Raw genomic sequence first — 26549 nt, forward strand, 5'->3', positions numbered from 1 at the left:
GTTCGTTTTCGTTCCTTTTTTTTTTAGGCTCATCTTTGAACCGCTATATGTGTTTGTGTTCAATAAACCGTTTTATATTCATTGGTATCCTTTTAAACGAAATCTCAGTCCTGTACAACGGGATACTCTGCGAAGGGAATATATTTTTTACCAAAAATTGACTGCAAAGAGGAAGCAGTTTTTTGAGCATCGTATGGCAGCCTTTATGGCAAAATATAAATTTTTTGGTAGAGAAAACTTTGTTGTGACGGATCAGAGCAAAGTGTTGATTGCTGCCACTTATGTAATGTTGACTTTTGGGATGCGACACTATCTTATTGATGTTTTTGATAAAATTATTATTTATCCGGAGCCTTATTTCTCCACAATTAATCAGGAGTATCATAAAGGAGAATTTAATCCCGCAGTCAAAGCTTTGGTTTTCTCGTGGAAAGATTTTGAGCAGGGATATCGTTTTAAAAGTGACAATCGGAATCTTGGTCTGCATGAATTTGCGCATGCTTTGTACTTTCATGGGTTGAAGGGCAAGGACCAAAGCAGTGTCGTTTTCTGCAGTGCCTATGTCAAAATACAAGAATATTTAATCCAGCCTTACATATTGGACGAACTTGTGGCATCTAATTACTTCAGGATTTATGCTTATACGAATCAGGTGGAATTTTTGGCAGTAATTTTAGAACATTTCTTTGAAACACCGCAGATTTTTAAGAAAGAGTTTCCGGACCTTTATAGTAATGTAATGAATATGATTAATTTTAAAGAAGAAGACTTAAAGTCATAAATCTAGCTTTTTACAAATGGATTTATACAGGTGTTGGTCAATAAAGATGTTGTCTCTATCGGTTTTTGATTAGCATAGTTTGTTATTTATTTTTACTTTTTTAGTTGTAAATTTAAGTATAATTAAAAACTATGATGTGAGGAAACAGAATGTACCGGTGTCTGTAATTATGACTAAAAATATAATTAAGCTGAATCTTTCTGATGATTTAACTAAGGCTGAAGCGTTATTCAAAAAGCACAAGATCAGACATATTCCTGTTGTCGATAATTACAAAATAGTGGGATTGCTTAGTTATACTGATTTGCTGAGGTTGTCTCCTATGTAGATGCGGTCGATGGCGATGCAGAAGTTATAGAATCTATTGTCTTTAACATGTTTACCGTCAGTCAGGTCATGGCAAAAGATATTATAGTAATTTCGTTAGAAACCACTATAAAAGCAGCTGCTGAAATTATATCCGAAAATGAATTTCATGCTTTGCCCGTTTGTAATAATGAGATTTTAACGGGGATTATTACTACAACAGATTTAATTCGCTATTTGCTTTCGTAATACAATGAAGTAATATAGAAGAGAGTCCCGGACTAAGCTTTTAGTACGGGACTTTTCTTGTGTTATAAAATGTTGTTAATTTATTAAATAGCCGTCAATTTTTTCAAATCAGCAATAGTTTCGGTTGGATTTTCCGCTTTAAAGACAAAGCTTCCCGCCACTAAAACATCCGCTCCAGCTTCAACAAGTTGCTTTGCATTTTTGTTAGTAACACCACCGTCAACTTCTATAAGTGTTGTAGCTCCCTTTCTAATGATTAAGGCTTTCAATTTTTGAACTTTTGCATACGTATTTTCAATAAAGGATTGTCCTCCAAAACCTGGATTCACGCTCATGATACAAACCAAGTCGATATCGTTTATAACGTCTTCTAAAAGGTCGATATTAGTATGTGGGTTAATTGCTACTCCAGCTTTCATTCCTTCATTTTTTATGGCTTGTAACGTTCTGTGAAGGTGTGTACAAGCTTCATAGTGAACGCTTAGTATATTAGCACCCAAATCAGCAAAGGTTTTGATATAGCGGTCAGGATCAACAATCATCAAATGTACATCAATCGTTTTTTTAGCATGTTTGTTAATCGCCTCCAATACCGGCATTCCATAAGAAATGTTGGGAACAAAAACACCATCCATGATGTCAATATGAAACCAATCTGCTTCACTATGGTTAATCATTTCGATGTCGCGTTGCAGATTTCCAAAATCGGCGGCCAATACTGATGGTGCAATAAGTGTGTTTTTCATTGTGTTGCTTATTATATTGAGACGCAATGCAGTGCGTCTTTACAAAGTTGTATTTTCTGCAAAATTAGGTTATTTAAAACAAATGCGAAAGTTTTTTACGTAGACAACTTCGAGATGAACCGGTTATAATGCGTACGGGATTACTTCACTTTGTCTCTATTTTTATAGGAGTTCAGTGAATTTTATTTGTACTGAAAATCTTTTTTTATTTATGGAGCGATAGCGTAGTAAATAAAAAAGATTATACTGGAAATCCCGACCCGAAGTTTTTACGTAGGGTTACACTAATATTATTTTAAAGTTCATAATTCTTGGTTGGATGCTTCAAGGTAAAGAATGGTGAACAATGAACATAGAATATTCAATTTTGAAGTTTAGAAAGTGAAACAAATTCAGTCTAAAAAAATAAAACTAAGGAAACGCGAGCTTTTGCGAACAGACTGTAGTTTGCTGAAAAAGTAAAACTTCGGAAACCCGAGCTTTTGCGAACAGACTGAAGTTTGCCGAAAAAGTAAAACTCCGGAAACCCGAGCTTTTGCGAACAGACTGGAGTTTGCTGAAAAAGTAAAACTCCGGTAATTAGCCGGAGTTTCAATTATCAATCAAAAAACGAACAGTCAATCAAACTGTTGTTTGCTGTAGAGTACCAAAAAATAAATTCCAAATTCTAATAAGTGGAATTTGGAATTTATTTTTGGCGTTTATATTTTTAACCTAGGTAGGTTTTTAGTATTTTACTTCTAGAAGTGTGCTTCAATCTGCGGATTGCTTTTTCCTTAATTTGGCGTACACGTTCCCGAGTCAGGTCGAAAGTTTCTCCAATTTCCTCTAAAGTCATTGGGTGTTGATCACCAAGTCCAAAGTACAAACGCACTACGTCAGCCTCTCTTGGAGTCAATGTTTCTAATGAGCGCTCAATTTCAGTACGCAACGATTCGTGGATTAATTCTCTGTCGGGATTTGGAGATTCACCGGAACGTAGTACATCGTATAGGTTAGAATCTTCTCCTTCAACAAGAGGCGCATCCATTGATAAATGACGACCAGAGTTTTTCATAGACTCTTTAACATCGTTTACAGTCATATCTAGTTCTTTTGCAATTTCCTCAGCAGATGGCGGACGCTCGTTAGATTGCTCTAATAAGGCATACATTTTGTTGATTTTATTGATAGAACCAATTTTATTCAATGGCAAACGAACGATACGAGATTGTTCTGCCAGAGCTTGTAGTATCGATTGACGAATCCACCATACAGCATAAGAAATGAATTTGAAACCACGTGTTTCATCAAAACGTTGAGCCGCTTTAATAAGACCTAGATTTCCTTCGTTAATTAAATCAGGGAGTGTTAACCCTTGATTTTGGTATTGTTTTGCTACCGAAACAACGAAACGTAAATTTGCTTTTGTTAATTTTTCAAGGGCTTTTTGATCCCCAGCTTTAATCTTTTGTGCTAATTCTACTTCCTCGTCAGCGGTAATAAGGTCAACTTTTCCAATTTCTTGTAAATATTTGTCTAATGAAGCAGTTTCACGATTAGTTACCTGCTTGGTGATTTTAAGTTGTCTCATGTTTTTGTGTCCTCAGTTTTTAAGTGTGCAAATAGTTATACGTAGGAAGTTGTGTTAAAGTTACAAAAGGATTCTTTTTTTTTAAATAATAAATAACAAACAGTATTAATAATCTGAATTTCAAATAATTGTATTTTTTTTTGATTGTTTTTTGTATATTTAGTATGATTTGATTTTGTTGGATTATTTAATTTTCTAAAAATAAAAGCATGGGTAAAAACTACAAAATAACAGACGAAGAATTGGTGTCGCAAATTTGCGAGGCTAAAGATCTTGTTTTATTCGAAGTCTTATACGATAGATACAAACAGGCGGTATTTAGCAAATGCTATAGTTTTGTTCATTCTAAAGATGAGGCGAAGGATCTAACGCAAGATGTTTTTTTACATGTTTTTATAAAACTTTCCACTTTCAAAGGGACTTCCTGTTTTTCAACTTGGTTGTATGCGGTAACTTCTAATTTTGGTATTAACTATCTCAATAGGAATAGAGAGCGAAAAATAACGGCGAATTCAAAGCCCATAATCGAAGATTACAGTTTAGCTTCTGAGATAAGTGATGCTGGTTTTAATCAAGCGAGGGTAGATCAATTAGAAATAGCATTGACAAAAATTAAACCGGAAGAAAGGATGCTTTTGAAGATGAAATATATAGATAATGTTTCTGGAAAGAAAATACAAGAAGTTTTAGGGCTATCAGAAAGTGCTGTTAAAATGCGAATTTTGAGAGCAAAAGCCGAAATAGCAAAAGTATATAACACGAACGAATTACACTAAAAATAATTTTTTTAGTAGTGCTACAAAACAGTTTATAGTGTTTATTTCTTTAGGTTTAAGATTATTAGGCGCTATAGGTTAGTAAAAAATTCCATGTATTATGGAAGCTGTTACTTATCTTCGCATAAAGATTTTTCAGGACGTTTGTTCAATAAATTTCTGAATTGAAACTTCTTTTGCTGTTAAAAGTTATTTTCTAATTATGAATGACAACTCAACTCTTCGCGCCAGTTCATCTTTAGTTTCGCTATAATCTATGCCATGGTATTGAGTTAATATGCGAGCAGGATGAATTCCTTGTTTTACCAAATACTTTTTCACGGTTTCTGTTCTTTGAACCGACAAGTTTTGATTATAAAGTGGATTACCTATATTACTAGCAAAACCTTTCAAATATACATCTATTTTTTCTGTTGATTTGAGGATAGTTATAATTTGATCAAGAGTTTTCGATTGATTTTCTTTTATTATTTTAGAATTATTGTCGAAATACACTTCGCTTTTAAAGCTGTCGAATTTCTCCATTAATTCAGCGTAGTCTGATAGTTCTTTTTGTTCGATTACCAAGGTGTCTTTAGAGTTATTTTTAGAATTTAATAACCGTAATAATTCATTATAGTTGTTGTTAGGGCGGTTATCGTTTTCAACTTTGTTTTGTAGAAATGACTGTTCTTTTGCTTCTTCTTTCAAAGCTATTATTTTTTTTTCAAGTGCTACTATTTCTTGAGTAAAGCGATTACTTTCTTTATAACTACCGTTCGGGAGTGACGAAACAGTATTTGTAACACTGGAAGGAGGAGTAATAACAGTGACAGATTCTTTATTGGTCGTTTGTTTTTGGCCACTATTCATAGCTGTATTTAGTTGCTTAATATCGTATTCTAATGTTTGAAGTTTGGCGTAAATAGCGCTTATTTGATAGTCTTGTACTGTTATTTTTTCTTTAGATTTATCATTGATTGTTTTCATAGATCCGTCATTCTGCCTGCTGTTATTATTCGCCAAAAGTATAGCGTCCCGTGTTTCTTTGATTTTATTAATCAAAGAAATTAGATTGTCTTCTGAAATTAGTATTGTACTCTCCTTTTTTTCCTGCGATTGCCCTGTGGTACAAAACAAAGTGAAAAGCGCTATTATGATTGCTGTAGTTTTCATAAATCTATTCTTTACTATATGTGACACTTAATTCAATAAAAAGTCACAAATAAAACGATATGTGACTTTTTGTTAAAAGAGGTGTCCAAAAGATGTATGTTTTTTTCAAAAGCGTAAAAGCTACAATTATCAATAGAAACAAGATAACATATATTTCAATAGTAGTAACGAAAATAGTCGATAAGGCTAAGCTTGGAAATAAAAAACTGAATTACATACAGCTGTATCATTTGAATAGAAACCTTAAATTTAAAATTATGAAAAACATTAGTCATGTAATCCTATTTTTTTTCTTTACCAGTTTTGGTTTTGCACAAGTTAAAGATGTTAGTTTTACAATTTCTCCATTTGCAGAGTATACTTGGTGGGATGATAAATCTGGTTTAGAAGACGGCACTTTATTAGGTGGAAAGTTGGGTTTTGGTTTTGGAGAATATGTGGAATTAAGAGCGATCTACTTGCAGTCAATAGATCTTAAAACTAATTTCGACAAATTTGGAATTAATGGTTTTTCCAGTAGTTTGTTCAATGCGCGAGATATTAAATTAAGCAGGTGGGGAGGTGAATTTAAAGCTAATATAGGCGTGGGGACTTTTAGTCCTTATGTAATTGTGGGGACGGGAGTCCAAAATATAGAAGTTGACGGTGGTAATGATTTTGATCAAATATATGCCAGTTTTGGTTTAGGAATTAAAACAAAATTTTCAGACAGAATTGTGTTCTCACTTGAAGGGAAAAATACGCAATATAATTTTGATTCGGGTAAAAATTTATTGTCGAATGCTGATAAAACTACTTTTGGTGTAACGGACAATGACTTTTCGAGTAATTTACTTTCTAATTGGTCAGTTCAGGGTTCCTTACAATTCTATTTAGGAGGTAGGCAACCTGGAACTTTATCAGAACTTGATAAAGCATATCAGCAGAAATTTAAAGATGGTTTTAGAGGATTGCGTTTTGTAGTTGAACCTAGTTTAAATTATATTGAGTTTGATAATAATTCTTCTTTTAGAAATACCTGGTTGTTGGGAGGTTATGCTGGTTTCGATTTCGATTCTTATACTGGCATAAGGGTTTTCTATCTTGAAGCAACTGAAAACGAAAGTATTTCAACAAATTTCGACAAATTAGCGATGTATGGGGTAGAGTTTAGAGCGCGTTTAAATGACGGCGCGGGAGTTTCTCCTTACCTTGTTTTAGGGGGTGGGTATATAAATCCTTTAGGAGGTTATTTAGGTGTCAATGACGTCAAGGTTGAAGGTGAAGAATTCGCTTCTGCTGGTTTAGGGTTGAACATTCCTTTACATAAAAATATCTTGATTACGGGTGGAGCAAGAGGAATGGTAACATCTACGCAGGATATTGAAGATTTGGGAGGACCCGATCAATTGCAAACACACATGATGTACAATGCAGGTATTAAGTTGACATTTGGTGCAAAGTCTAAAGATCCTAAAACGATATATCAATCTCAATTAGATGATGCATTAATGACTCAAAATAAAATTACTGAAGCAGAATATCAGAGAAAAATAGAGGCAAATAAGGTCAACAATAATAAGAGGCTAACTACTCTTAAAGAAAAGTACCAGACACAACTTGACTCCTTACAGGTTGAATTAGAATTGGCAAATAAAGAAAATAATACTGATAAGGCAGTAGAAGTATTAGAGCAAAAGAACGAGACGAAAAAAGCATTGAGTGAGGTTGAAACAGTAAGTAAAAAATCTAATTTATCGACAACTGTTCCCGCAGAGGAAAAAAAGGTAGTTAAAGAAGTTGAGATTGTACAAGAGAAACAAGTTGAAAAGCAAAGCAAAGAGTTAATAAAAATGTCTCCTACGGAGTTAGAATCGTTGATTGATAGAATTCTTAGAGAAACTTATCCATCTCAAAAGCGGGAAAATAAGTCCACAGAAATTGAAGAGCTCAACCGCAGAATTGATTTTTTAGAAAAAGTTATTCTACAAAATAATGGCAGTACAGCTATTGACAAAAAATTGAACTTATCCAATGGAGATGTAGCTCAAAATAAAGATCTGATGACTAAACTTGATGAATTAAAAGTGCAATCACAGTTAAATACTAAGAAGATTGACATGTTAATTGCAACTCCTTCGGAAAGAGATAAAGTAGTTGTGGTGAACCCTTCTGGAGTTTCTGCCCAAAGAACGGATATTATGCAAAATGAAGATAATTATGTTGAAGTGAGAGAGGATGTTAATGTACCGGGTAGATTTATTAGAAGTGAAAAAATCGCATCCGATAAGATGACTTATAAAGGCGCGAGTGGCTACTTAGGAGTTAATGTTGGGGGGCAAACCACTTTCAATATTGGAGTGAGAGTTAATTACGGTCTAAGGAATTCTAAAATAGAATTCATGCCTGAATTCTATTATGGAGTTGCAGATCCGAGTACTTTCGGTCTTTCGGGTAATTTGATATACCCCTTTAATGCGGTTAGTTCTTCAACGTATATGACTCCGTATGCGGGAATAGGAGCTGGTTTTATAAAAAATAATGGTGATTTGAAAGCGGTCTATAATATTATTGTTGGAACAAACTTAAAATTTGGTAAAGGAAGATTATTTACAGACTTTACTACTAGGAACTTTTTTAAATACAATCAGTTTGCATTAGGGTATCGTCTCGATTTTTAAAATCTGAATTGATTGAATTCACCTAAACAAAAACCCTGTTTCAAATGAATGAAACAGGGTTTTTTATAAATGAACCTTTAGTAAACTAAGATCTGATTACTCTTTACTTTCCTCACGTGGAGGTCTTGGCATAAGTGCTTTTCTTGACACTTTTTCTTTTCTTGTTTTTGGATCCATACCTAAGTATTTCACTTGGAAAACATCGCCCATATTCACAACGTCAGCAACATTTTCTGTACGTTCCCAGGCAAGCTCAGATACGTGAAGCAATACTTCATTTCCTGGAGCTTCTAGGTATTCTACTACTGCACCAAAATCAAGCATCTTGATTACTTTAACATCATATGCTACATTCATCTGTGGCTTGAAAGTGATTGACTTAATTTTAGCCAATACCGCTTCAATTCCAGCAGGATCTGTTCCTAAGATTTCGATAACACCTTCTTCAGTAACAGGATCTTCATTGATCACAATTGTTGTTCCTGTTGTTTTCTGTAATTCTTGAATCACTTTTCCACCAGGCCCAATCAACGCACCAATAAACGAATTAGGGATTCTTCTTGTGATAATTTTTGGAGCATAAGTTTTAACATCTTCTTTTGGAGATGCCAAAGTTTCGATTAATTTTCCAAGGATATGTAAACGACCATCACGAGCTTGCGACAATGCTGCTTCCATAATCTCGTATTTCAAACCGTCAATCTTGATGTCCATCTGGCAAGCCGTAATTCCTACAGACGTTCCAGTTACTTTAAAGTCCATATCTCCTAAGTGATCTTCATCACCAAGAATATCAGATAATACAGCATAACGATCACCGTCAGTAATCAACCCCATTGCAATTCCAGAAACGGGACGAATCAATTGAATACCAGCATCCATAAGTGCTAATGTACCAGCACAAACGGTTGCCATGGAAGAAGAACCGTTAGATTCTAAAACTTCAGATACTACACGAATTGTGTAAGGACAATCAACAGGAATCATATTTTTCAAAGCTCTTTGAGCTAAGTTTCCGTGACCTACTTCTCTTCTTGAAGTTCCTCTTAAAGGACGTGCTTCACCTGTTGAGAAAGGAGGGAAGTTATAATGCAAGTAGAAACGCTCTTCACCTTGTTGAGATGGAGAATCTATTTGGTTTGCTTCTCTAGATGTTCCTAAAGTAGCTGTTGCCAATGCTTGAGTTTCTCCTCTAGTAAATAAGGCAGATCCGTGAACGGATGGTAAGTAATCGATTTCAGCCCAAATAGGTCTGATTTCAGTTGTTTTTCTTCCGTCAAGACGTGTTCCTAAGTCTAGGGTTACGTTACGAACTGCTTCTTTATTCGTTTTAGAGAAATATCTAGAGATTAAATCTCCATTTTCAGCTAGTTCTTCTTCAGTAAATAAGGCTTTAACTTCGTCTTTGATCTCTGCAAATGCTGCTGAGCGTTCGTGTTTAGCTGAACCTGCTTTTGCAACTGCATAAATTTTGTCATAAGAAGCTGCCCTTACTTTAGCGTGAATTGCTTCGTCTTCTCTTTCTCCGTCGTAAGTACGAACCTCCTTTTTTCCAAAAGCAGCTTGTAGACGAAGTTGAGCAGAAATTTGATTTTTGATATGTTCGTGAGCAAATTTAATCGCTTCAAGCATTTCTGCTTCTGAAATTTCTTTCATTTCACCTTCTACCATTGCGATAGAATCCATAGAAGCTCCAATCATCATATCGATGTCTGACAATTCTAATTGTGCGCGGCTTGGATTGATGATAAATTTTCCGTCGATACGACCAACTCTAGCTTCAGATATTAATGTTGCAAATGGGATATCAGATAAAGCTAAAGCAGCTGATGCTGCTAAACCTGCTAAAGCATCTGGCATAACATCATCATCATGAGACATTAGTTGAATCATTACCTGAACTTCAGCATGGTAGTCACTCGGGAAAAGTGGACGCAAAACACGGTCTACTAAACGCATTGTTAATACCTCGTTATCACTTGGTCGTGCTTCTCTTTTGAAGAAACCACCAGGAAAACGTCCTGCTGCAGCAAATTTTTCGCGATAATCTACCGTTAAAGGTAAAAAATCTACTGGACTTGCTTTCCTTGCAGAGACTACTGTTCCTAAAATAACAGTTTTACCTATTCTTACTACTACAGATCCATCCGCTTGTTTGGCTAAACGACCTGTCTCGATTGTAATGGTTCTCCCATCACCTAAATCGATACTTTCTACAAATAATTGTGGAATCATAAATTTAATTTATTAGTTAAACATGGGTTTTAGTTGTGTTGTAGTTGTTGTTTGCGTAGTTAATGCCTAAAACCCAATGAAAAACCAAACTTTTTTTATTTTTAATTTTGCCCCTTTACGGGGTGTAGGGGTAAAAACAAAAAGAGGCACTCTCGCGCCTCTTTAATATATTGATTATTTTCTGATACCCAATACTTTGATAATCTCACGATATCTGTTGATTTCTTTCTTTTTCAAGTAATCTAACAAAGATCTTCTCTTTCCTACTAACAATACTAATGAACGTTCTGTGTTATAATCATGACGATTTTTTTTCAAATGTTCAGTAAGGTGCGTAATTCTGAACGTAAACAAAGCAATTTGGCCTTCTGTTTTTCCTGTGTTTGTTTTCTCTCCGTGTTGTGCGAAGATTTCTTCTTTAATCTCTTTAGTTAAATACATTCCAATATTTGTTTAATGATTTTTATGTATGCCACACAGCTATTGTATGACGGGTGCAAAGATAATATTTATTTTCATAACGGCAATATAAATTTTATCTAAGATTGACCGCAATAAAATGTAATTTACTACACTGTGAACGTTTTAGCAATTTCTTGATTTACAAATTCTAGAAACTGTTCGTCTGCTTCTGTAAAAGGATCAATTACGTGACTATCAATATCAATTTGACCAATATTTTCTCCGTCAACAAATAGGGGGACCACAATTTCAGACTTTACCGTGAAACTGCAGGCGATGTAATTGTCTTGTGCTGCCACATCAGGGACAACAAAGTTTTCATTAGAAACTGCCACCTGTCCACAAATTCCTTTGCCAAAAGGAATAACAGTATGGTCTGTCTCAGCTCCTACATAGGGACCTAAATGCAATGTTTTAGATTCTTGATTTGCAAAGTAAAATCCAACCCAGTTGTAGTAGTCTATATTGTCTTTTAAAAGTTGGCAGACCGATAATAATTTTTCGTCTCTGGAAAGACTATTATTCAATGTAATTGCAGTTACCTTTGGTTGTAATTCCTGAAACGTCATATTTTCTGATTTTTTTACAAAAGTATTTAAAGTCCCTTTTAAAAATTATATAAATTTGTTAAAAAATAGATTTTGAAAAAATATTTTATTGTTTATAAACCTTTCTTACTTTTTTTGACCAAGTTCTTTTTGACTTTTATTGTCCTTACTTTACTATATCAAGGATTTTTAGGTAGTTTTGAAAATAATAAAATCGATTCTATTACTAATTTAGTAGCTAGGAATACAGAGCAGTTGCTGGATTTGTTTCCAACGGATGTAGCTACAGAAGAAAATATAGAAGGAACGTTCATTAAATTAATTTATAATCACAAGTATGTTGCCCGGATAATCGAAGGATGTAATGCGATTAGTATCATCATTTTATTTATTTCATTCGTTGTTTCGTTTTCAGGGAAGTTAAAACCAACGTTGCTTTTTATTTTTTGGGGGAGTGTCGTGATTTATATATTAAATGTCTTTCGAATCGCTATGTTGATTGTCTTGATCTATCATTTACCAGGTCAAGTGGGTTTGCTTCATAGTGTGTTATTTCCTCTGTTTATTTATGGTGTGGTTTTCATCTTGTGGATAGTTTGGGTCCGTAAATTTTCATTATATGCTAAAAGTACTGCTGTTAAATAAGTTAAGAATTCTTTTGGGATTGGTTTTTGTACTAGCACTTGTAGTGGTGCGCGCTTATGAAGACCTATTGTTTTATGATCCTTTTTTAAATTATTTTAAACGTGATTTTAATGCTTTACCATTACCTTCTTATGATTCGTTTCATTTGCTGTTAGGACTGTTATTTCGTTATGTGTTCAATATGGTTTTGTCATTAGGTTTACTCTACACCATTTTTAGAGACCTTACGATGATTAAGTTCGCTTCCATTCTCTATGTCTTTTTCTTTCTAATTTTAGTCTCTTTATTCTACGTCGTAATTTATTTCTATGGGGCTCAGAATAACTTGATGCTTTTTTATATTCGTCGCTTTCTTATTCAGCCCATTTTTGTGATTTTATTCATTCCCGCATTTTATTATCAAAAATGGGACAAGAGATTCTTTGAGAATGGTAAAAATTAAAAATCTGCAAATATTTTAAAGCATCTTAAGTTGACGCTTTTTAAATAGTTGCAGATTTCAACACAATAGATGTATTTTAATTAAATCTATTTCTTTGCTTTCCAATAATGCCTTAAATCTAACGTGTACGGGTATTCAGGATTAATAAGTTCAATAGGAGTATCGGGTTTTAGTTCTGATTTAGATTCTACAAGAAACCTAGAAGTTGCAGCTTGATTTGATATGGCTTCTTTTCCTATTTCTCTAACCTCAATGGAAGTAGAGGGAGTGTGACCAAAATCCCAAAAACGGCTCATTTTTCTCGATTCTGCTTCAAAGCTATTTACAGGGTAGGTGTCAAAACTTCTTCCTCCAGGATGATTTACAAAGTAAGTACATCCACCAATAACTTTATTGTTCCAAGTATCTACTAGGTCAAAAACCAGCGGCACGTCAATACCTATATTTGGATGCAATGCGGATGGTGGATTCCAGGCTTTGTAACGGATTCCAGCTACATATTCTCCTTTTGTTCCTGTACTCCTTAAAGGAATTCTGCATCCTTTACACAATAATATATGACGATCTGGAACAATTCCACTAACTTTTACTTGCAAACGTTCTAATGATGAATCTACAAATCGCGAAGTTCCTGTACTAGAAAGTTCTTCTCCAAGTACGTGCCAAGGTTCTATTCCTAATCGGATTTCTAATTGAATATTATCAATACTAACATTACCATGATGTGGAAATCTGAATTCGAAAAATGGGTCAAACCAAGAAATATCAAATTTATATCCAGAATCTTTTAGATCGTTTACCACGTCAATCATATCTAAATAAGCAAAATGAGGGAGTAAAAATTTATCATGCAACTCTGTTCCCCAACGAATTAATTTTTTCTCGTAAGGCTCTTTCCAAAATTTAGCCACTAAGGCACGAACTAATAAATTTTGAACTAAATTCATATGCTTGTGTGGCGGCATGTCAAAAGCTCGTAATTCTAAAATACCTAATCGTCCCGTTGATGAATCTGGCGAATATAGTTTATCGATACAAAATTCAGTTCTATGCGTATTTCCAGTAATGTCTGTCAGGAGGTTTCTAAAAATTCGATCCACCATCCAAAACGGCACTTCCTTATCCTTTGGAATTTGTTCAAACGCAATTTCCATTTCGTATAACTTCTCATCTCTTCCTTCATCTATTCTAGGCGCTTGACTCGTAGGTCCAATAAAAGGGCCTGCAAATAAATAGCTTAAAACGGGATGATGTTGCCAATACGTGATTAAGCTTCGCAATAAATCGGGTCTTCTTAATAACGGACTGTCTTCTGGTTTTTCAGCTCCTAGTGTGACGTGATTTCCTCCACCGGTTCCAGTATGACGACCGTCAACCATGAATTTATCTGTTCCTAATCGGCATAAAAAGGCTTCTTCGTATAAAGCAGAGGTGTTGTCAACTATTTCTTGCCATGTTTTTGCGGGATGCACATTCACTTCAATCACCCCAGGATCTGGAGTAACCATCATTTTCTCAACTCTGTAATCGGTTTTAGGTTGGTAACCTTCAATTCGTACTGGCATTTGTAATTTTTCTGCCGTAATTTCTATCGACGTAACTAAATCGATATAATCCTCTAGATAATCTGTTGGTGGTAGAAAAACATATAGCATTCCATCACGCTCTTCTATACACATTGCTGTAATAAATGTGTCAACTTCAAATAAGGGTTCCTCTTTTTTCTCGTTATTTTTCTGCTTCTCTTCTTTTTTGGATAAAACCCTTTTTGCCGCTTCAAATAGTTTCGAAATCGTACCGTACCGTTTTTTTACTTTTTCGTCATAATCACCTAAAGCAGGTAAATCTTCGAATAAACTTCTGTCCACAACAATTTCTCTCTTGTTTTTGGAAGTTTTTGGAAGTGAATCCAATGGTAAGCGCAATCCAATTGGGGAATTACCAGGAACTAAAAAACAATTTCCTCTTCTAAATTCCCAAGCACAGCTTTCCCAATTATCAGCAATGTGATCTTTTCTTATTGGTAGAACAAATCCAGCTGGATTATTCAGGCCTTTTTCTAAAAGCATGGCTAGCTTATGTCGTTCTACAGAATCTTTTAAATTTACTTTTAAAGGATCTAAATTTACAGGAAGCTTTCCTTCCTCTAAAGCCCAATAGATTGGGTCTTCATAGGTTGGAGTTACGTTTTTAGAGTCAATTCCTAAATGTTTAGTAAGTTCAGTTGCAAATTTTTCTGCATCGTGGAAGTTAAATTTTGTTTCTCCTTCCTTAGCTACTAAAGCATCATTTTTCCATAATGGCAAACCGTCTTTTCTCCAGTATAAGGCATATTGCCAGCGTGGGAATAATTCTCCAGGATACCATTTTCCTTGTCCAAAATGGATAAGTCCTCCGTGAGCAAATCGCTGTTTTAAACGGAGTGCCAAGTCATAAGCTAATTTTCGTTTCAAAGGACCGTCAGCAGCGGTGTTCCATTCAGCACCTTCAAAATCATCGATAGAAACAAAAGTGGGTTCCCCTCCCATTGTTAAGCGTACGTCACCTTCAATCAAATCCTTTTCCACATCATTTCCTACCTGCATAATATCTTCCCACTGCTTGTCAGAATAGGGCTTTGTTACACGAGGGTCTTCATGAATACGAGTGACGGTATTTTCAAAATCAAAACTAACTTCGCATTTTTCTGTAGCACCGGTTACAGGAGCTGCACTTTCATAATGTGGTGTACAACACAATGGTATATGTCCTTCGCTTGCAAAAAGGCCTGAAGTGGGATCAAGTCCAATCCATCCTGCACCAGGTAAATAAACTTCAACCCAGGCATGTAAATCGGTAAAATCTTTTTCAGGACCAGATGGTCCATCTAGGGATTTAACGTCTGGCGCTAATTGTACAATATAGCCAGATACAAATCGTGCTGCTAACCCAAAGTGGCGTAAAACGTGAATCAATAGCCACGCAAAATCTCTGCAAGATCCACTCTTGATACGTAAAGTTTCTTCTGGTGTTTGCACCCCAACTTCCATTCGTAAGTTATAACTGAGTTCTTTGTAAACGGCTTGATTGATTGATACTAAAAAATCATTAGTGGGTAATGATTTGTTTGGTTTTAGGCCTTCCATGAATTTTAGGAAAATAGGACTTTCTTCGCTTAAATTTAGATAAGCAGTCAATTCTTGCTGAAGCATTTGGTCGTATGTAAAAGGAAATTTCTCTGCATATTCTTCTACAAAATAATCAAATGGGTTAATCACTTGCAGTTTTGCAATGACTTCCACTTCTACTGTTAACTCTTTAATTTTGTCTGGAAAAACGATACGGGCTTGGTAATTTCCAAAAGGATCTTGTTGCCAATTTATAAAATGATTTTCTGGAGATATTTTAAAAGTATAGCCTTCAATAGCTGTTCGAGAATGTGCAGCAGGACGAAGCCTAAAAACATGTGGAAATAACTTAACACTTCGGTCAAACTTATAAGTTGTTTTGTGGGAAAGCGCAATTTTAACAGCCATGATGTACGTGTTTTGTTTTTGACAATTTAATTAAAAATATGCCATTAATATAGGTTTTGAGGAAATAAAAAAAAATAGTAACGATAATGAGCGTTTAGGCAATAAAAATTTGAGGATAATTTGAATTAAGTTTATTTCAATAAGAAATAAAAAAATCATCTGAAGCATATAATGGATTTGAGTCTCCATTCAATTTTTCACATTCAATATTCATATAGGTACAAGAAGCATTTCCGAAAAGATTTGCAACGGCAACATCTGACCCGTCTTTTCCATGAGCAATTTTGACTAAACTACTTAAGTCTGATAAGCGGGTGGGGTCAAATAGAATCCATTGCCCACCTATGTAAACCTCAAAACAAGCGTGAATATCTGGCGGATTAATATTTGTAGCGTAACAAGTGAAGTAGCGTGCAGGAATGTTCAACGCCCTGCAAAGGGCAATTCCAAGATGAGCAAAATCTTTACAAACACCTTCTCGCTGGTTCAAGGTGTCATAAGCAGATGTGCTTGCGTCAGTTGTACCTGGAACATAATCAACATTGTTAAATATCCAATCATTTACCGCAACTGCTTTTTCAATATCAGATTGTAAATAGCCAAAAAGTTTAAAAGACAATTTCATTAATTTGTCAGAAGGGCAAAGTCTACTTGGAGACAAGTAAGGCACTATTTTATTATCTAAATCAAAAATAGAAGTGTTTTTAATTAGCGTTTCTTTGTTTATGATTTTAAATTCAACCTCTATTTCACCTTGGTAACTTATTTTAAATGGTACAAATTCATTAGCTTGTACTGTAATGAATCTGATTTTTGATTCAGGTAAGGAGAATTGTTTAAAAGGCAATTGAGGTGCTATTTCAAGAGACTCTGAAATAATTTTTTGAATGCGAGAATTTTCTAATGCTTGAATGTTAAAAATGCATGTGCTAGAAGTATATACGTCGTAGGAGAGGACTGCTTTGATTCTAAATTTCATCAAGCAAAAGTACTGTATATTAGAATATAACATGATGAATTTGTGAAAAAAAAATGTAAATTCGCCCCTTACAAAAACTGTGGATGAATACACCTATATCTTTTTTAGATTCCTATAAAAAAACAATTAATTCCTATGATGAGGTTATTAATAAAAGTGGAGAAGTAAAACCCTACTGGGCAACTATTTTTGCTACTTTGGAAGCGGTAGGGATGGATGAATTAGGGGTCAGAAATAAAGAAATCATCAATAAACTCAAGGAAAATGGAGTTACTTATAATGTTTATGACTCAGAAAACGAATTAGTTCGTCCCTGGAAACTAGATCCTATTCCTTTTGTAATTCATCAATCTGAATGGACTGCAATTGAAAAGGGGCTTATTCAAAGAGCTAACTTATTAGATCTGATTTATAAGGATATCTATGGAGAACAGCTGTTAATTAAAAATAATATTATTCCAGCAGAACTAGTTTTTAATAATTCTGGTTTTTTAAGACCTTGTTTTGATATACAACAAAAGGAATTTCACCAACTTTCACTTTTAGCATGTGATATAGCGAGAGGTCCAGATGGAAAGATGTGGTTGTTGGATAATCGGGTTCAATCCCCTTCAGGATCGGGATATGCTCTTGAAAATAGAATTGTTATGGCAAATGTTTTCCCGCAACTCAACAAAAACATTCACCGCGGTAAATTAAGTCCCTATTTTACTGAATTGCAAAAAACAGTTGGAAAACTTGGTAGCAGTGTTGAAAATCCAAATGTGGTTTTTTTATCCCCGGGAGCAGGAAATGAGACCTATTTTGAGCATGTTTATCTTTCTTCCTACTTAGGATTTAAATTAGTAGAAGGAGGTGATTTACTGGTTCGTGAAGGATATGTGTGGTTGAAAACCATTGATCAATTAGAGCGTGTAGATGTAATTATTAAGCGTATTGATGACCAGTGGTGCGATCCGTTAGAGCTTAATAAAAATTCACTATTAGGAATTCCAGGATTATTGCAAGTGATGCGTTTAGGGAATGTTTCTGTTATTAATCCTCCAGGCATTTCAGTTTTAGAAAATCACGGACTGATGGCATTTATTCAGAATGCTTGTAAGTTTTTATTGAAAGAGCCGCTAATTATGAACTCAACCGCTACTTGGTGGTGTGGTCAAGCTAAGGAGCTAAGCTATGTTCTGAATAATTTACCAAAACTAATTATTAAAAAGACGAATAGAGATTTAGGGTTTAAATCTGTCTACGGAAGAAAATTAAATAAAGAGCAATTAAAAGAGCTCAAGGCTACGATTTTAAGTAATCCAAAAGAGTATGTAGCTCAAGAAGAAGTAAGTTTATCAACGACGCCTTCTTTAATTGATGGAAAAATTCTTCCTAGATTAGCAGTAATTCGGGCTTTTTTAATTTCTGATGGTAGCAATTACAAAGTGATGAAAGGAGGACTTACTCGTAGTTCAGTCATAGAGGATAAATTCCAAATATCGAATCAGTTTGGAGGGATCTCAAAAGATACCTGGATTATCTCTGATAGTCTACAAGGATTACAAAAGCCACAAGAGCAGCAGCAACATAGTATTGAAGTTAAAAGAACCAATCAAGTTTCTATAAGTACGGCTTTGACAAGTAGAAATGCTGAAAATTTATTCTGGGTCGGAAGATTGTCTGAAAGAACAATGGCGTTAACTAGCTTCTTAAAAATAATTTTTAATAAATTAAACGAAAACGTAAGTAGTAATGGAAAAAAACAACCTGAATTTTTAGTCGTTTTACTTAAAGCAGTTACACATCTTACACAATCGTATCCTGGCTTTGTTGGTGAAGATGGAGTGGAAGAGGAAGCTACTTTTGAAAAACCCTTGGCGGAGTTGATTCCTTTGATTAATGATTCAAAAAAAGAGGGATCGCTAACTTATAATATTCAATCGCTCTTGTATACAATAAATCATATTAGCGAAAAATGGAATAATGACACCAAAGGAATTGTCTATTTAATAGAAGAGAGTTTGATTGGTTTAAAAAGTTGTGATGAGCATAACCTCAATCAAACAACTCATGCTTTAGATAAACTGTACATCCGGATGATGGCATTTTACGGGAATACATATGAAACATCTCCAAGAGAAAACGGATTTTATTTGTTTGAAGCTGGAAAAAATATCGAACGTTTTTTATCACTTATTTCAGTTCTCCAAACTTTATTTTGTTTTAGAAGAAGGGAAGAGGTAGAACAGCTTTTATTAGAATCTGTTTTAGAAAATCATAACTTATTAGCTCAATATCGCAGTAATTACAAATCACAATTAAATTTAGTTACAGTCCTAAATATGTTATTTTTAGAGAAAAATTCGCCCTACACACTAGCTTACATTTTGGACACACTTTCGTATAATATTTCTAATTTACCAAAAAAATCAGAAATCAACCAGTTGAGTATTGCTGAAAAGAAGGTGTTAGAGGCAAGTACTATAATTAAATTAATTGATCCTATAGTTTTAGAACAGGCGGACGAAAATGATTTTAGAAAATCATTAGATAGTACAATTAATATCGTCTCTGAATTAATTTCATCTGTAACTAGTAGCTTATCAAGTTTATATTTTAATCATTCGGTGATGCAACTTTCCTTTTTAGCTACAGACAAAAATAATTCTGATGAAATATAAATTAACACATAAAACGTCCTACATATATACTGATGCTATCCATAATTATCAATGTATTGTTTGTTTGCATCCTATAACTTCAGAAAGGCAAAATTGTGAAGATTTTAAACTAACAATAGAACCCAATCCTCAAAATTTATTTGAGCGAAAGGATTATTTTGGGAACACTCAATATTATTTTTCGATTTTAAAACCACATAAAGTTTTGCAAGTCATTGCCACTAGTATTATTGAGGTTTTTCCGCCAAAATTATTAGTTGCTAATAGCATTACTTGTGCTGAAGCACTTCATTTATTTAGTACTAAATTGTTACTAAAAAATGAATTATTACAATTTCAACTTCCAAGTCCCTTTATTTTTTGGAATGAAGAGATAAAACTTTTTGCACAAACTTGCTTGGCTCCTAATGAATCGCTTTATGAATCAATTGCCAAGTTATCCGAAAAGATATTTACAGAATTTGAATTTAACTCAGGAGCCACTACAATAAATACACCGTTAAGTGAAGTTTTAAAACTCCGAAAAGGCGTTTGTCAGGATTTTACCCATTTGATGATTGCTTGCGTAAGAAGTTTGGGCTTTGCTGCTCGTTATGTAAGTGGCTATCTAGAAACTCTTCCGCCAAAAGGCAAAGTAAAGCTGCAAGGTTCTGATGCTTCTCACGCCTGGGTTTCTGTTTACGTACCGGAAATGGGCTGGTGTGAATTTGATCCTACAAATAGTATAATATCAGGGGAACGTCACATTGTTACTGCCTATGGGCGTGATTACTCCGATATTTCCCCATTAAAAGGAATCATTTTTAGTTCAGGAGAACATAAAGTAAAAGTGGAAGTTGATGTAATCCCAATTTTATAATTAAAATAGTTGTTTTAATTATCTATTTCTGCTTTCTAAACATAGAGCTAAATATTAGATTTGTTTTCCTTTGATTAGGCATAGTTGTTTGATAATTAGTGTTTTGTAGGTATGAAGATAATAAAAAATTCTGGAGATGGTTTGGATTTTGATCCATAAAAACTAAGGAAATAACTTGATAAATATAGAGCTGACGAGTTGATAGTGTAGGATATTTTACATAAAAATAAGTAAAGAAATCTTCGACGGAATAGCCACAAAAAAGATTTACAAACGCGCTTTTGCTTTACTTAAAAAAGAAGCTAATTCACATGCTGCCCGATATAATTTGAGGTTAGGGTTACAATTATTAGGGCCAGCAGGTTTCTTTTTCGATAAATATATCGCACGTCTTTTTGATTCGGAAGGCTATCAAATGGTTACTAATCTAACATTGTTTGGTAAATGTGTATTGCATGAAATTGATGTTTTGATTAAGAAAGACAATCAGCTATAAATAGTTGAATGTAAATTCCATTCTGCAAGAGAAAATAAGTCAAACGTAAAGATTTCCTTAGACGCTTTTTCTAGATTTAATGATTTGAAAGAAAGAAAACAGGTTGTTTTTTCGAAAAATGAAACCATTTCAAAACGCTGGATTGTAACCAATAATCGATTTACCTCTGATGCTTTAGATTTTGCGAAATGTTCAGGGTTGAATTTACTAAGCTGGGATTATCCGAAAGACAATAATTTGAAAACTAAGAACGATATCGATTGTCTATATCCTGTCACCGGTCTGACTACATTATCTTAGGCTGAAGAAGATAAATTATTGATATTAAGTATGATTTTAGCGAGAGAATTAGTAAATAATTCGGATCAATTGGGTAGAAGTGGTTTGAGTGCTAGCAGAATTAAAAACGTTTTAAAAGAAGTCGGATTTAGTCAGATGCATTTAACACAGGTTTTTTTTAATCTTAAAAACGGAATCATGAAAGTAAAATTTATAGGGGCTTCAGGAACCGTGACAGGTTCAAAAACAGTAGTTGAAAGTAATTGAGTCCGTATTTTAATAGATTGCTGACTATTGTAGGGAATAAAGTCTTGGCGGAACTGAATTGGCAGCCATTGTTCGGCTTGGCTTCCACTATTAATTTTGTACTTCTGACGCAGGGACATTTAGATCATTGCGGTTGGTTGCCAAGATTAGTTGATCACGGCTTTAAGGGTGAAATATACTGTTAGGGTCCAGGAAAGAAATTGCCGAACTATTCTTTTAGACAGTGGTAAAATATAGGAAGAGGAAGCTGAAAGAGCTAACAAAGGAAAGTATTCTAAACACGAAGTCGCAGAATCGCTCTATAATGTGGAACAAGCCTGAAAAGTTTTCTCGCATTTTAGAGTTGTCAATACAAATGAATCGGTTCTCTTAGATGCTGAAATCTCAGCTGTTTTTGTAAATACGGGACATATCATAGGGGCATGTAGTATTGAGTTAAAACTCGAAAATAAAATAGTAGTTTCTTTAGATGATATTAACTGTGATAATGACGTTTTAATGTACCCACCCACAAAGCCAAAAGAAGCAGATTATGTATTTCTGGAGAGTACCTATGGAGATCGTCTTCATCGTGACGGCGACCCCAAGTTGTAATTAGAAATGTATATTAATAATACGTTCAAGATGGGAGGAACAGTCTTTATACCAAGCTTTAAAATAGAACAGGCACAAATGATTATGTATTTGCTATGGCAACTAAGAGAAGAGGGCAAAATCCCTGACGTTCTGTACATTATAGATTTGCCTATGGGAGTAAGTACTTTTGATATTTTTTTTGAAAATAGAAAGTGGCATAAGTTATCTTTAGAAGATTATATAGCTATAAATAATATAAATAAGATGTTCACCATGATCACGGATTACAAAGAAACAATTGATGCAATTTATAATAAAGCTTCTAAAGTGGTAGTTGCCGCAAGTGTAATGGTGACTGGAGGAAGGATACTAAGTTATTTAGAACGCTACATTAGTTTAGCTGAAACTACCGTAATTCTTGAGGTGTACCAAGCAGAAGTTAATTGGGGACGAAAACTATTACAAGGAGCTAAAGAAGTGAAGATTTATGGGAAATATTATCCTGTTGAAGCAAAGATTCTTGAAATAGAAGGACTGTCAGCACATGCAGATCAAAAAGGACTTCTCAACTGGCTTTCAGCATTGGCAATAAACCTAAAAAAGTATTCTTAGTTTATGGCGAAAACCACCCTGCAGATGAACTCCAGATAAAAATAGGAGAGCATCATGGATTTGATTGTAATGTAACTTTGATGGGGCAGGAGTTTGAAGTTTAAACTTTTATGGGAATGATTAATTAGAAAGCCCAAAAAGAAACTTTTGGACTTTATTTTTGAAATAACTTCGAGATATTATTTTTAAGAAAAAAATATTTGGATTGAATCTATTTTAAAATTCCAAAATAAAAATAGTTAATTAATAAAAGGTATAATTAAGTATGGGGTTAGTCATTTTTAGCGATTGGTCAATCGTTAATTAAACTTTAAAATTATACAATAGATTGTAGTTGCACTAATTTATAACTACTTTCACGCACAAATAATTTAAGCAACAAATCCGTAGAATGAATAGTTTCGATTGGAAGAATTTAATAGACCCACTTTTTTACATTCATTTTGATGTGAACGGGGTGAAAATGGGGATTTATATTGTGTTATTTATCATTTTTGCAGAAACAGGGTTGTTTGCTGGTTTCTTTTTACCTGGCGATAGCTTACTTTTTTTAGCGGGAATTTATAATAGAGAATTAATAGAAAATGTGCTTTTTATAGAGAGCCCTTTTATCAATGTTTTAATATTGTCTACTGCAGTTGCAATATCTGGTATTCTAGGAAATATAGTAGGGTATTGGTTTGGGTCTAAAAGCGGATATTATCTATATAATAAAGCCGATACTTTTTGGTTCAAGAAAAAATATCTTGTGCAGTCTAAAGATTTTTTCGACAGGCATGGTGGCAGAGCTATTATATTTGCAAGGTTTTTACCTATATTCAGAACTTTTGCGCCTATTGTAGCCGGAATTGTAACTATGGATAAAAAGAAGTTCATGTACTACAATGTAGTGAGTTCTTTTCTGTGGTCATTTACTTTGATTTTTGCAGGTCATTATTTATATGGTTTCTTACTGGATACTTATCAAATAGATTTAAAGAACCACATCGAATTGATAATTCTTGGTTTAGTGATTTTAACACTTTCTCCTGTTTTAATTAAATTTGCTAAAAACAGTAAGAAATCCGAAGATTAAAAAGATAAAATAGAAAACGATAAAACAGTAGCTTTTATTAGATTTTAGAATAAATAGAAAGTCCGTGCCGTATTGATCGGGACGGGTTTTTTTTATATAATTGGTTTTGTTTGATATTATATCAGTCGAGGCATACGCCAGCCATTTCATTTAAACTTGCGTTTTCTTGTTTGACCTCAGTCAAAGCAATGCGTTCAGTGTTAATATCTTCCAGCAACTGACGATGTTATTTTCTATAATACTTGTTACTTTTACAGTGTACACTATAGCACCAGCATAAATAAAAATCCGTCCCGTTATTAAACGAGAAAGATTTTTTATATAAAAGGAGTTGATTTTGCATCATGCTCAGCTTATCGCCACCGATTGCATTTACATGTGCATTTTCTTCTTCGATGTCGACCAATGCACAATAAGCAGTTCTCCAAGTGACTTAGCACTTTCTATTGCCATTCGTATGACTTTTACAGTGTCTACAGTAGAGTACCAATATAAATGGAAAATCCGTCCCGTTATTGAACGAGACGGATTTTTTATATAATATATTTTGTTTGATATTACATCATTCCCGGCATACCGCCACCCATTGATCCTCCACCTGCGTTTTCTTCTTTGATGTCAATCAAAGCACATTCAGTAGTTAATATCATTCCAGCAACTGACGCGGCATTTTCTAATGCGACGCGGGTTACTTTTGTAGGGTCGATAATACCAGCTTTCAGCATATCCACGTATTCGTCAGTTTTAGCATTGTATCCAAAATCGCCTTTTCCTTCAGCCACTTTTGCAACAACAACAGAACCTTCAAGACCTGCATTTTCAACAATGGTTCTTAATGGAGACTCAACAGCACGAGATATAATTTGTATTCCTGTTGCCTCATCTGCATTGTCTGGTTTTATGGCGCTTAATACATTTTTAGCTCTTAATAAAGCAACACCACCACCGGCAACAATACCTTCTTCTACAGCCGCGCGTGTTGCGTGCAATGCATCATCAACTCTGTCTTTTTTCTCTTTCATTTCTACTTCAGAAGCAGCACCTACATAAAGAACAGCAACGCCTCCAGCTAATTTAGCCAAACGTTCTTGTAACTTTTCCTTGTCATAATCAGAAGTTGTAGCTTCCATTTGACCTTTAATTTGGTTTACACGATTTTTAATCATGTCTGCTTCTCCAGCACCACTTACAATAGTAGTATTGTCTTTATCGATAGTTACTTTTTTAGCAGTTCCTAACATTTCGATTGTAGTATTCTCAAGAGTATATCCTCTTTCTTCAGATATTACAGTTCCACCAGTCAGGATAGCGATATCTTCAAGCATAGCTTTTCTTCTGTCTCCAAAACCGGGTGCTTTTACAGCAGCGATTTTTAACGCTCCACGTAATTTATTTACAACCAGTGTTGATAGTGCTTCACCATCTACATCTTCAGCAATAATTAATAATGGTTTTCCAGACTGAGCAACTGGCTCAAGAACCGGTAATAATTCTTTTAGAGAGGAGACTTTTTTGTCGTATAATAAAATATACGGATCTTCTAACTCTACTTCCATTCTTTCAGAATTAGTCACAAAATACGGTGAAAGGTATCCTCTATCAAATTGCATTCCTTCTACAACATCAACATAAGTTTCTGTTCCTTTTGCTTCTTCAACAGTGATAACACCTTCTTTTCCTACTTTTGCGAAAGCAGTAGCAATTAACTCACCAATTACTTCGTCATTATTAGCAGATATAGAGGCAATTTGTTTGATTTTATCGGAGTCAGTACCTACTTCTTTGGATTGCTTTGCTAAGTCAGTAACAATAGCTTGTACTGCTTTGTCGATACCGCGTTTCAAATCCATTGGATTTGCTCCTGCAGCAACGTTTTTTAACCCTTCTTTTACTATGGCTTGCGCTAAAACAGTTGCAGTTGTAGTCCCATCTCCTGCTAAATCATTAGTTTTTGACGCTACTTCTTTTACCATTTGAGCGCCCATGTTTTCTAGCGGGTCTTTCAATTCAATTTCTTTAGCTACAGTAACCCCATCCTTTGTCACCGTTGGTGCGCCAAATGATTTTCCAATGATTACATTACGACCTTTTGGCCCTAGAGTAACTTTAACCGCATTTGCTAATGCATCAACGCCACGTTTTAATCCGTCACGTGCTTCTATATCAAATTTTATATCTTTTGCCATTTTTTTTATTTTTTTTAAATTTTTTGAAGAGACAAGTTACGACTTGTCTGTGTTATTTAAGATTTATTTTTGCAATTATATTATTGCAAGAATATCCTCTTCTCTCATTATCAAATAATCTTTACCCTCTAATTTCAATTCAGTACCTGAATATTTTCCGTAAAGAACACTATCTCCAATTTTCACAGTCATTGTATGTTCTTTTGTGCCGTCCCCAACTGCAACAACAGTTCCTTTTTGCGGTTTCTCTTTAGCGGTATCAGGAATAAAAATCCCTGAAGCAGTTTTTGTTTCAGCAGCGACTGGTTCTATAAGAACGCGGTCAGAAAGTGGTTTAATGTTTAAAGCCATGATTTTATTTTTTAATTATATTAGTGTTCAATGAAAGTCAGAAATTGTGCCAGCCTTAATAAACTGACATATTTTCTTATAAAAAATGCCAGCTTTGACAGGCTGGCATT

The 26549-nt window shown here is 34.3% G+C and carries 21 protein-coding genes and 1 pseudogene; 12 read left to right on the forward strand and 10 right to left on the reverse strand.

Annotated elements, in window-relative coordinates; genetic code table 11:
• Window positions 1–55 precede the first annotated feature (55 nt).
• Together A3SG_RS0110500 and A3SG_RS19670 are read left to right on the forward strand one after the other, a co-directional pair.
• Window positions 56–781 (forward strand): zinc-dependent peptidase, encoded by a 726-nt coding sequence (locus tag A3SG_RS0110500; RefSeq protein ID WP_255347703.1) that lies wholly within the window; start codon window positions 56–58, stop codon window positions 779–781.
• Window positions 782–950: 169 nt separating this feature from the next.
• A pseudogene (locus A3SG_RS19670) lies at window positions 951–1336 on the forward strand (CBS domain-containing protein).
• An 83-nt stretch (window positions 1337–1419) separates the two neighbouring features.
• Here the strand turns inward: A3SG_RS19670 and rpe are convergent.
• Window positions 1420–2082, reverse strand: a complete 663-nt coding sequence (gene rpe, locus A3SG_RS0110510) for a ribulose-phosphate 3-epimerase (RefSeq protein ID WP_016989981.1) — start codon at window positions 2080–2082, stop codon at window positions 1420–1422.
• A gap of 709 nt (window positions 2083–2791) precedes the next feature.
• Complete coding sequence (locus A3SG_RS0110515) at window positions 2792–3655, reverse strand: RNA polymerase sigma factor RpoD/SigA (RefSeq protein ID WP_007137700.1); 864 nt, start codon at window positions 3653–3655, stop codon at window positions 2792–2794.
• A gap of 209 nt (window positions 3656–3864) precedes the next feature.
• Here A3SG_RS0110515 and A3SG_RS0110520 point away from each other — a divergent pair, with 209 nt between their 5' ends.
• Window positions 3865–4431 carry an RNA polymerase sigma factor gene (locus A3SG_RS0110520; RefSeq protein ID WP_016989982.1) on the forward strand — a complete coding sequence of 189 codons (567 nt, stop codon included), beginning with the start codon at window positions 3865–3867 and terminating at the stop codon, window positions 4429–4431.
• A 189-nt stretch (window positions 4432–4620) separates the two neighbouring features.
• On the opposite strand, the gene A3SG_RS0110525 is transcribed toward A3SG_RS0110520, so the two are convergent.
• Window positions 4621–5586: an OmpA family protein gene (locus tag A3SG_RS0110525; protein ID WP_016989983.1), complete on the reverse strand. Its 966-nt coding sequence runs from the start codon at window positions 5584–5586 to the stop codon at window positions 4621–4623.
• Between the two features lie 257 nt (window positions 5587–5843).
• On the opposite strand from A3SG_RS0110525, the gene A3SG_RS0110530 reads away from it, so the two are divergent.
• Window positions 5844–8246 (forward strand): hypothetical protein, encoded by a 2403-nt coding sequence (locus A3SG_RS0110530; RefSeq protein WP_157485412.1) that lies wholly within the window; start codon window positions 5844–5846, stop codon window positions 8244–8246.
• 96 nt (window positions 8247–8342) lie between these two features.
• Here A3SG_RS0110530 and A3SG_RS0110535 read toward each other — a convergent pair whose 3' ends face one another.
• From A3SG_RS0110535 to A3SG_RS0110545, 3 genes are all read right to left on the reverse strand, one after another.
• Window positions 8343–10481: a polyribonucleotide nucleotidyltransferase gene (locus tag A3SG_RS0110535; RefSeq protein WP_016989985.1), complete on the reverse strand. Its 2139-nt coding sequence runs from the start codon at window positions 10479–10481 to the stop codon at window positions 8343–8345.
• 174 nt (window positions 10482–10655) lie between these two features.
• A complete protein-coding gene (gene rpsO, locus A3SG_RS0110540; protein ID WP_016989986.1) occupies window positions 10656–10922 on the reverse strand; it encodes a 30S ribosomal protein S15 in 267 nt (88 codons plus the stop codon).
• Window positions 10923–11050: 128 nt separating this feature from the next.
• Entirely contained in the window at window positions 11051–11512 is a 462-nt protein-coding gene (locus tag A3SG_RS0110545) for a GAF domain-containing protein (protein WP_016989987.1), read from the reverse strand.
• A gap of 72 nt (window positions 11513–11584) precedes the next feature.
• On the opposite strand from A3SG_RS0110545, the gene xrtF reads away from it, so the two are divergent.
• Window positions 11585–12136 carry an exosortase family protein XrtF gene (xrtF, locus tag A3SG_RS0110550; protein WP_016989989.1) on the forward strand — a complete coding sequence of 184 codons (552 nt, stop codon included), beginning with the start codon at window positions 11585–11587 and terminating at the stop codon, window positions 12134–12136.
• Complete coding sequence (locus tag A3SG_RS0110555) at window positions 12111–12578, forward strand: exosortase F system-associated membrane protein (protein WP_016989990.1); 468 nt, start codon at window positions 12111–12113, stop codon at window positions 12576–12578. The genes xrtF and A3SG_RS0110555 overlap by 26 nt, the downstream gene beginning before the upstream one ends.
• Window positions 12579–12664: 86 nt before the next feature.
• Here the strand turns inward: A3SG_RS0110555 and A3SG_RS0110560 are convergent, their stop codons facing one another.
• Together A3SG_RS0110560 and A3SG_RS0110565 are read right to left on the reverse strand one after the other, a co-directional pair.
• Entirely contained in the window at window positions 12665–16093 is a 3429-nt protein-coding gene (locus tag A3SG_RS0110560; protein ID WP_016989991.1) for a DUF2126 domain-containing protein, read from the reverse strand.
• 136 nt (window positions 16094–16229) lie between these two features.
• Window positions 16230–17072, reverse strand: a complete 843-nt coding sequence (locus A3SG_RS0110565; protein WP_016989992.1) for a transglutaminase-like domain-containing protein — start codon at window positions 17070–17072, stop codon at window positions 16230–16232.
• Window positions 17073–17155: 83 nt separating this feature from the next.
• On the opposite strand from A3SG_RS0110565, the gene A3SG_RS0110570 reads away from it, so the two are divergent.
• From A3SG_RS0110570 to A3SG_RS0110590, 6 genes are all read left to right on the forward strand, one after another.
• Window positions 17156–19738, forward strand: coding sequence for a circularly permuted type 2 ATP-grasp protein (locus A3SG_RS0110570; protein WP_016989993.1), 2583 nt, complete (start codon window positions 17156–17158; stop codon window positions 19736–19738).
• Complete coding sequence (locus A3SG_RS0110575) at window positions 19728–20597, forward strand: transglutaminase domain-containing protein (RefSeq protein WP_016989994.1); 870 nt, start codon at window positions 19728–19730, stop codon at window positions 20595–20597. The genes A3SG_RS0110570 and A3SG_RS0110575 overlap by 11 nt, the downstream gene beginning before the upstream one ends.
• A 580-nt stretch (window positions 20598–21177) precedes the next feature.
• Complete coding sequence (locus A3SG_RS21875) at window positions 21178–21393, forward strand: hypothetical protein (protein ID WP_016989995.1); 216 nt, start codon at window positions 21178–21180, stop codon at window positions 21391–21393.
• 30 nt (window positions 21394–21423) lie between these two features.
• Window positions 21424–21639: a hypothetical protein gene (locus tag A3SG_RS22345; protein WP_016989996.1), complete on the forward strand. Its 216-nt coding sequence runs from the start codon at window positions 21424–21426 to the stop codon at window positions 21637–21639.
• A gap of 624 nt (window positions 21640–22263) precedes the next feature.
• Window positions 22264–22827 (forward strand): MBL fold metallo-hydrolase RNA specificity domain-containing protein, encoded by a 564-nt coding sequence (locus tag A3SG_RS22350; protein WP_232226348.1) that lies wholly within the window; start codon window positions 22264–22266, stop codon window positions 22825–22827.
• 391 nt (window positions 22828–23218) lie between these two features.
• The gene (locus tag A3SG_RS0110590; protein WP_016989997.1) at window positions 23219–23902 is read left to right on the forward strand and encodes a DedA family protein; all 684 of its coding nucleotides are present in this window, start codon (window positions 23219–23221) and stop codon (window positions 23900–23902) included.
• 557 nt (window positions 23903–24459) lie between these two features.
• Here the strand turns inward: A3SG_RS0110590 and groL are convergent.
• Window positions 24460–26088 (reverse strand): chaperonin GroEL, encoded by a 1629-nt coding sequence (gene groL, locus A3SG_RS0110595; RefSeq protein ID WP_016989998.1) that lies wholly within the window; start codon window positions 26086–26088, stop codon window positions 24460–24462.
• Window positions 26089–26163: 75 nt separating this feature from the next.
• Window positions 26164–26439 carry a co-chaperone GroES gene (gene groES / locus A3SG_RS0110600; RefSeq protein ID WP_016989999.1) on the reverse strand — a complete coding sequence of 92 codons (276 nt, stop codon included), beginning with the start codon at window positions 26437–26439 and terminating at the stop codon, window positions 26164–26166.
• Between the last annotated feature and the right edge of the window lie 110 nt (window positions 26440–26549).

Origin of the sequence: Flavobacterium sp. ACAM 123, assembly GCF_000264055.1 — a bacterium.
In the GTDB taxonomy this organism is placed as follows: domain Bacteria; phylum Bacteroidota; class Bacteroidia; order Flavobacteriales; family Flavobacteriaceae; genus Flavobacterium.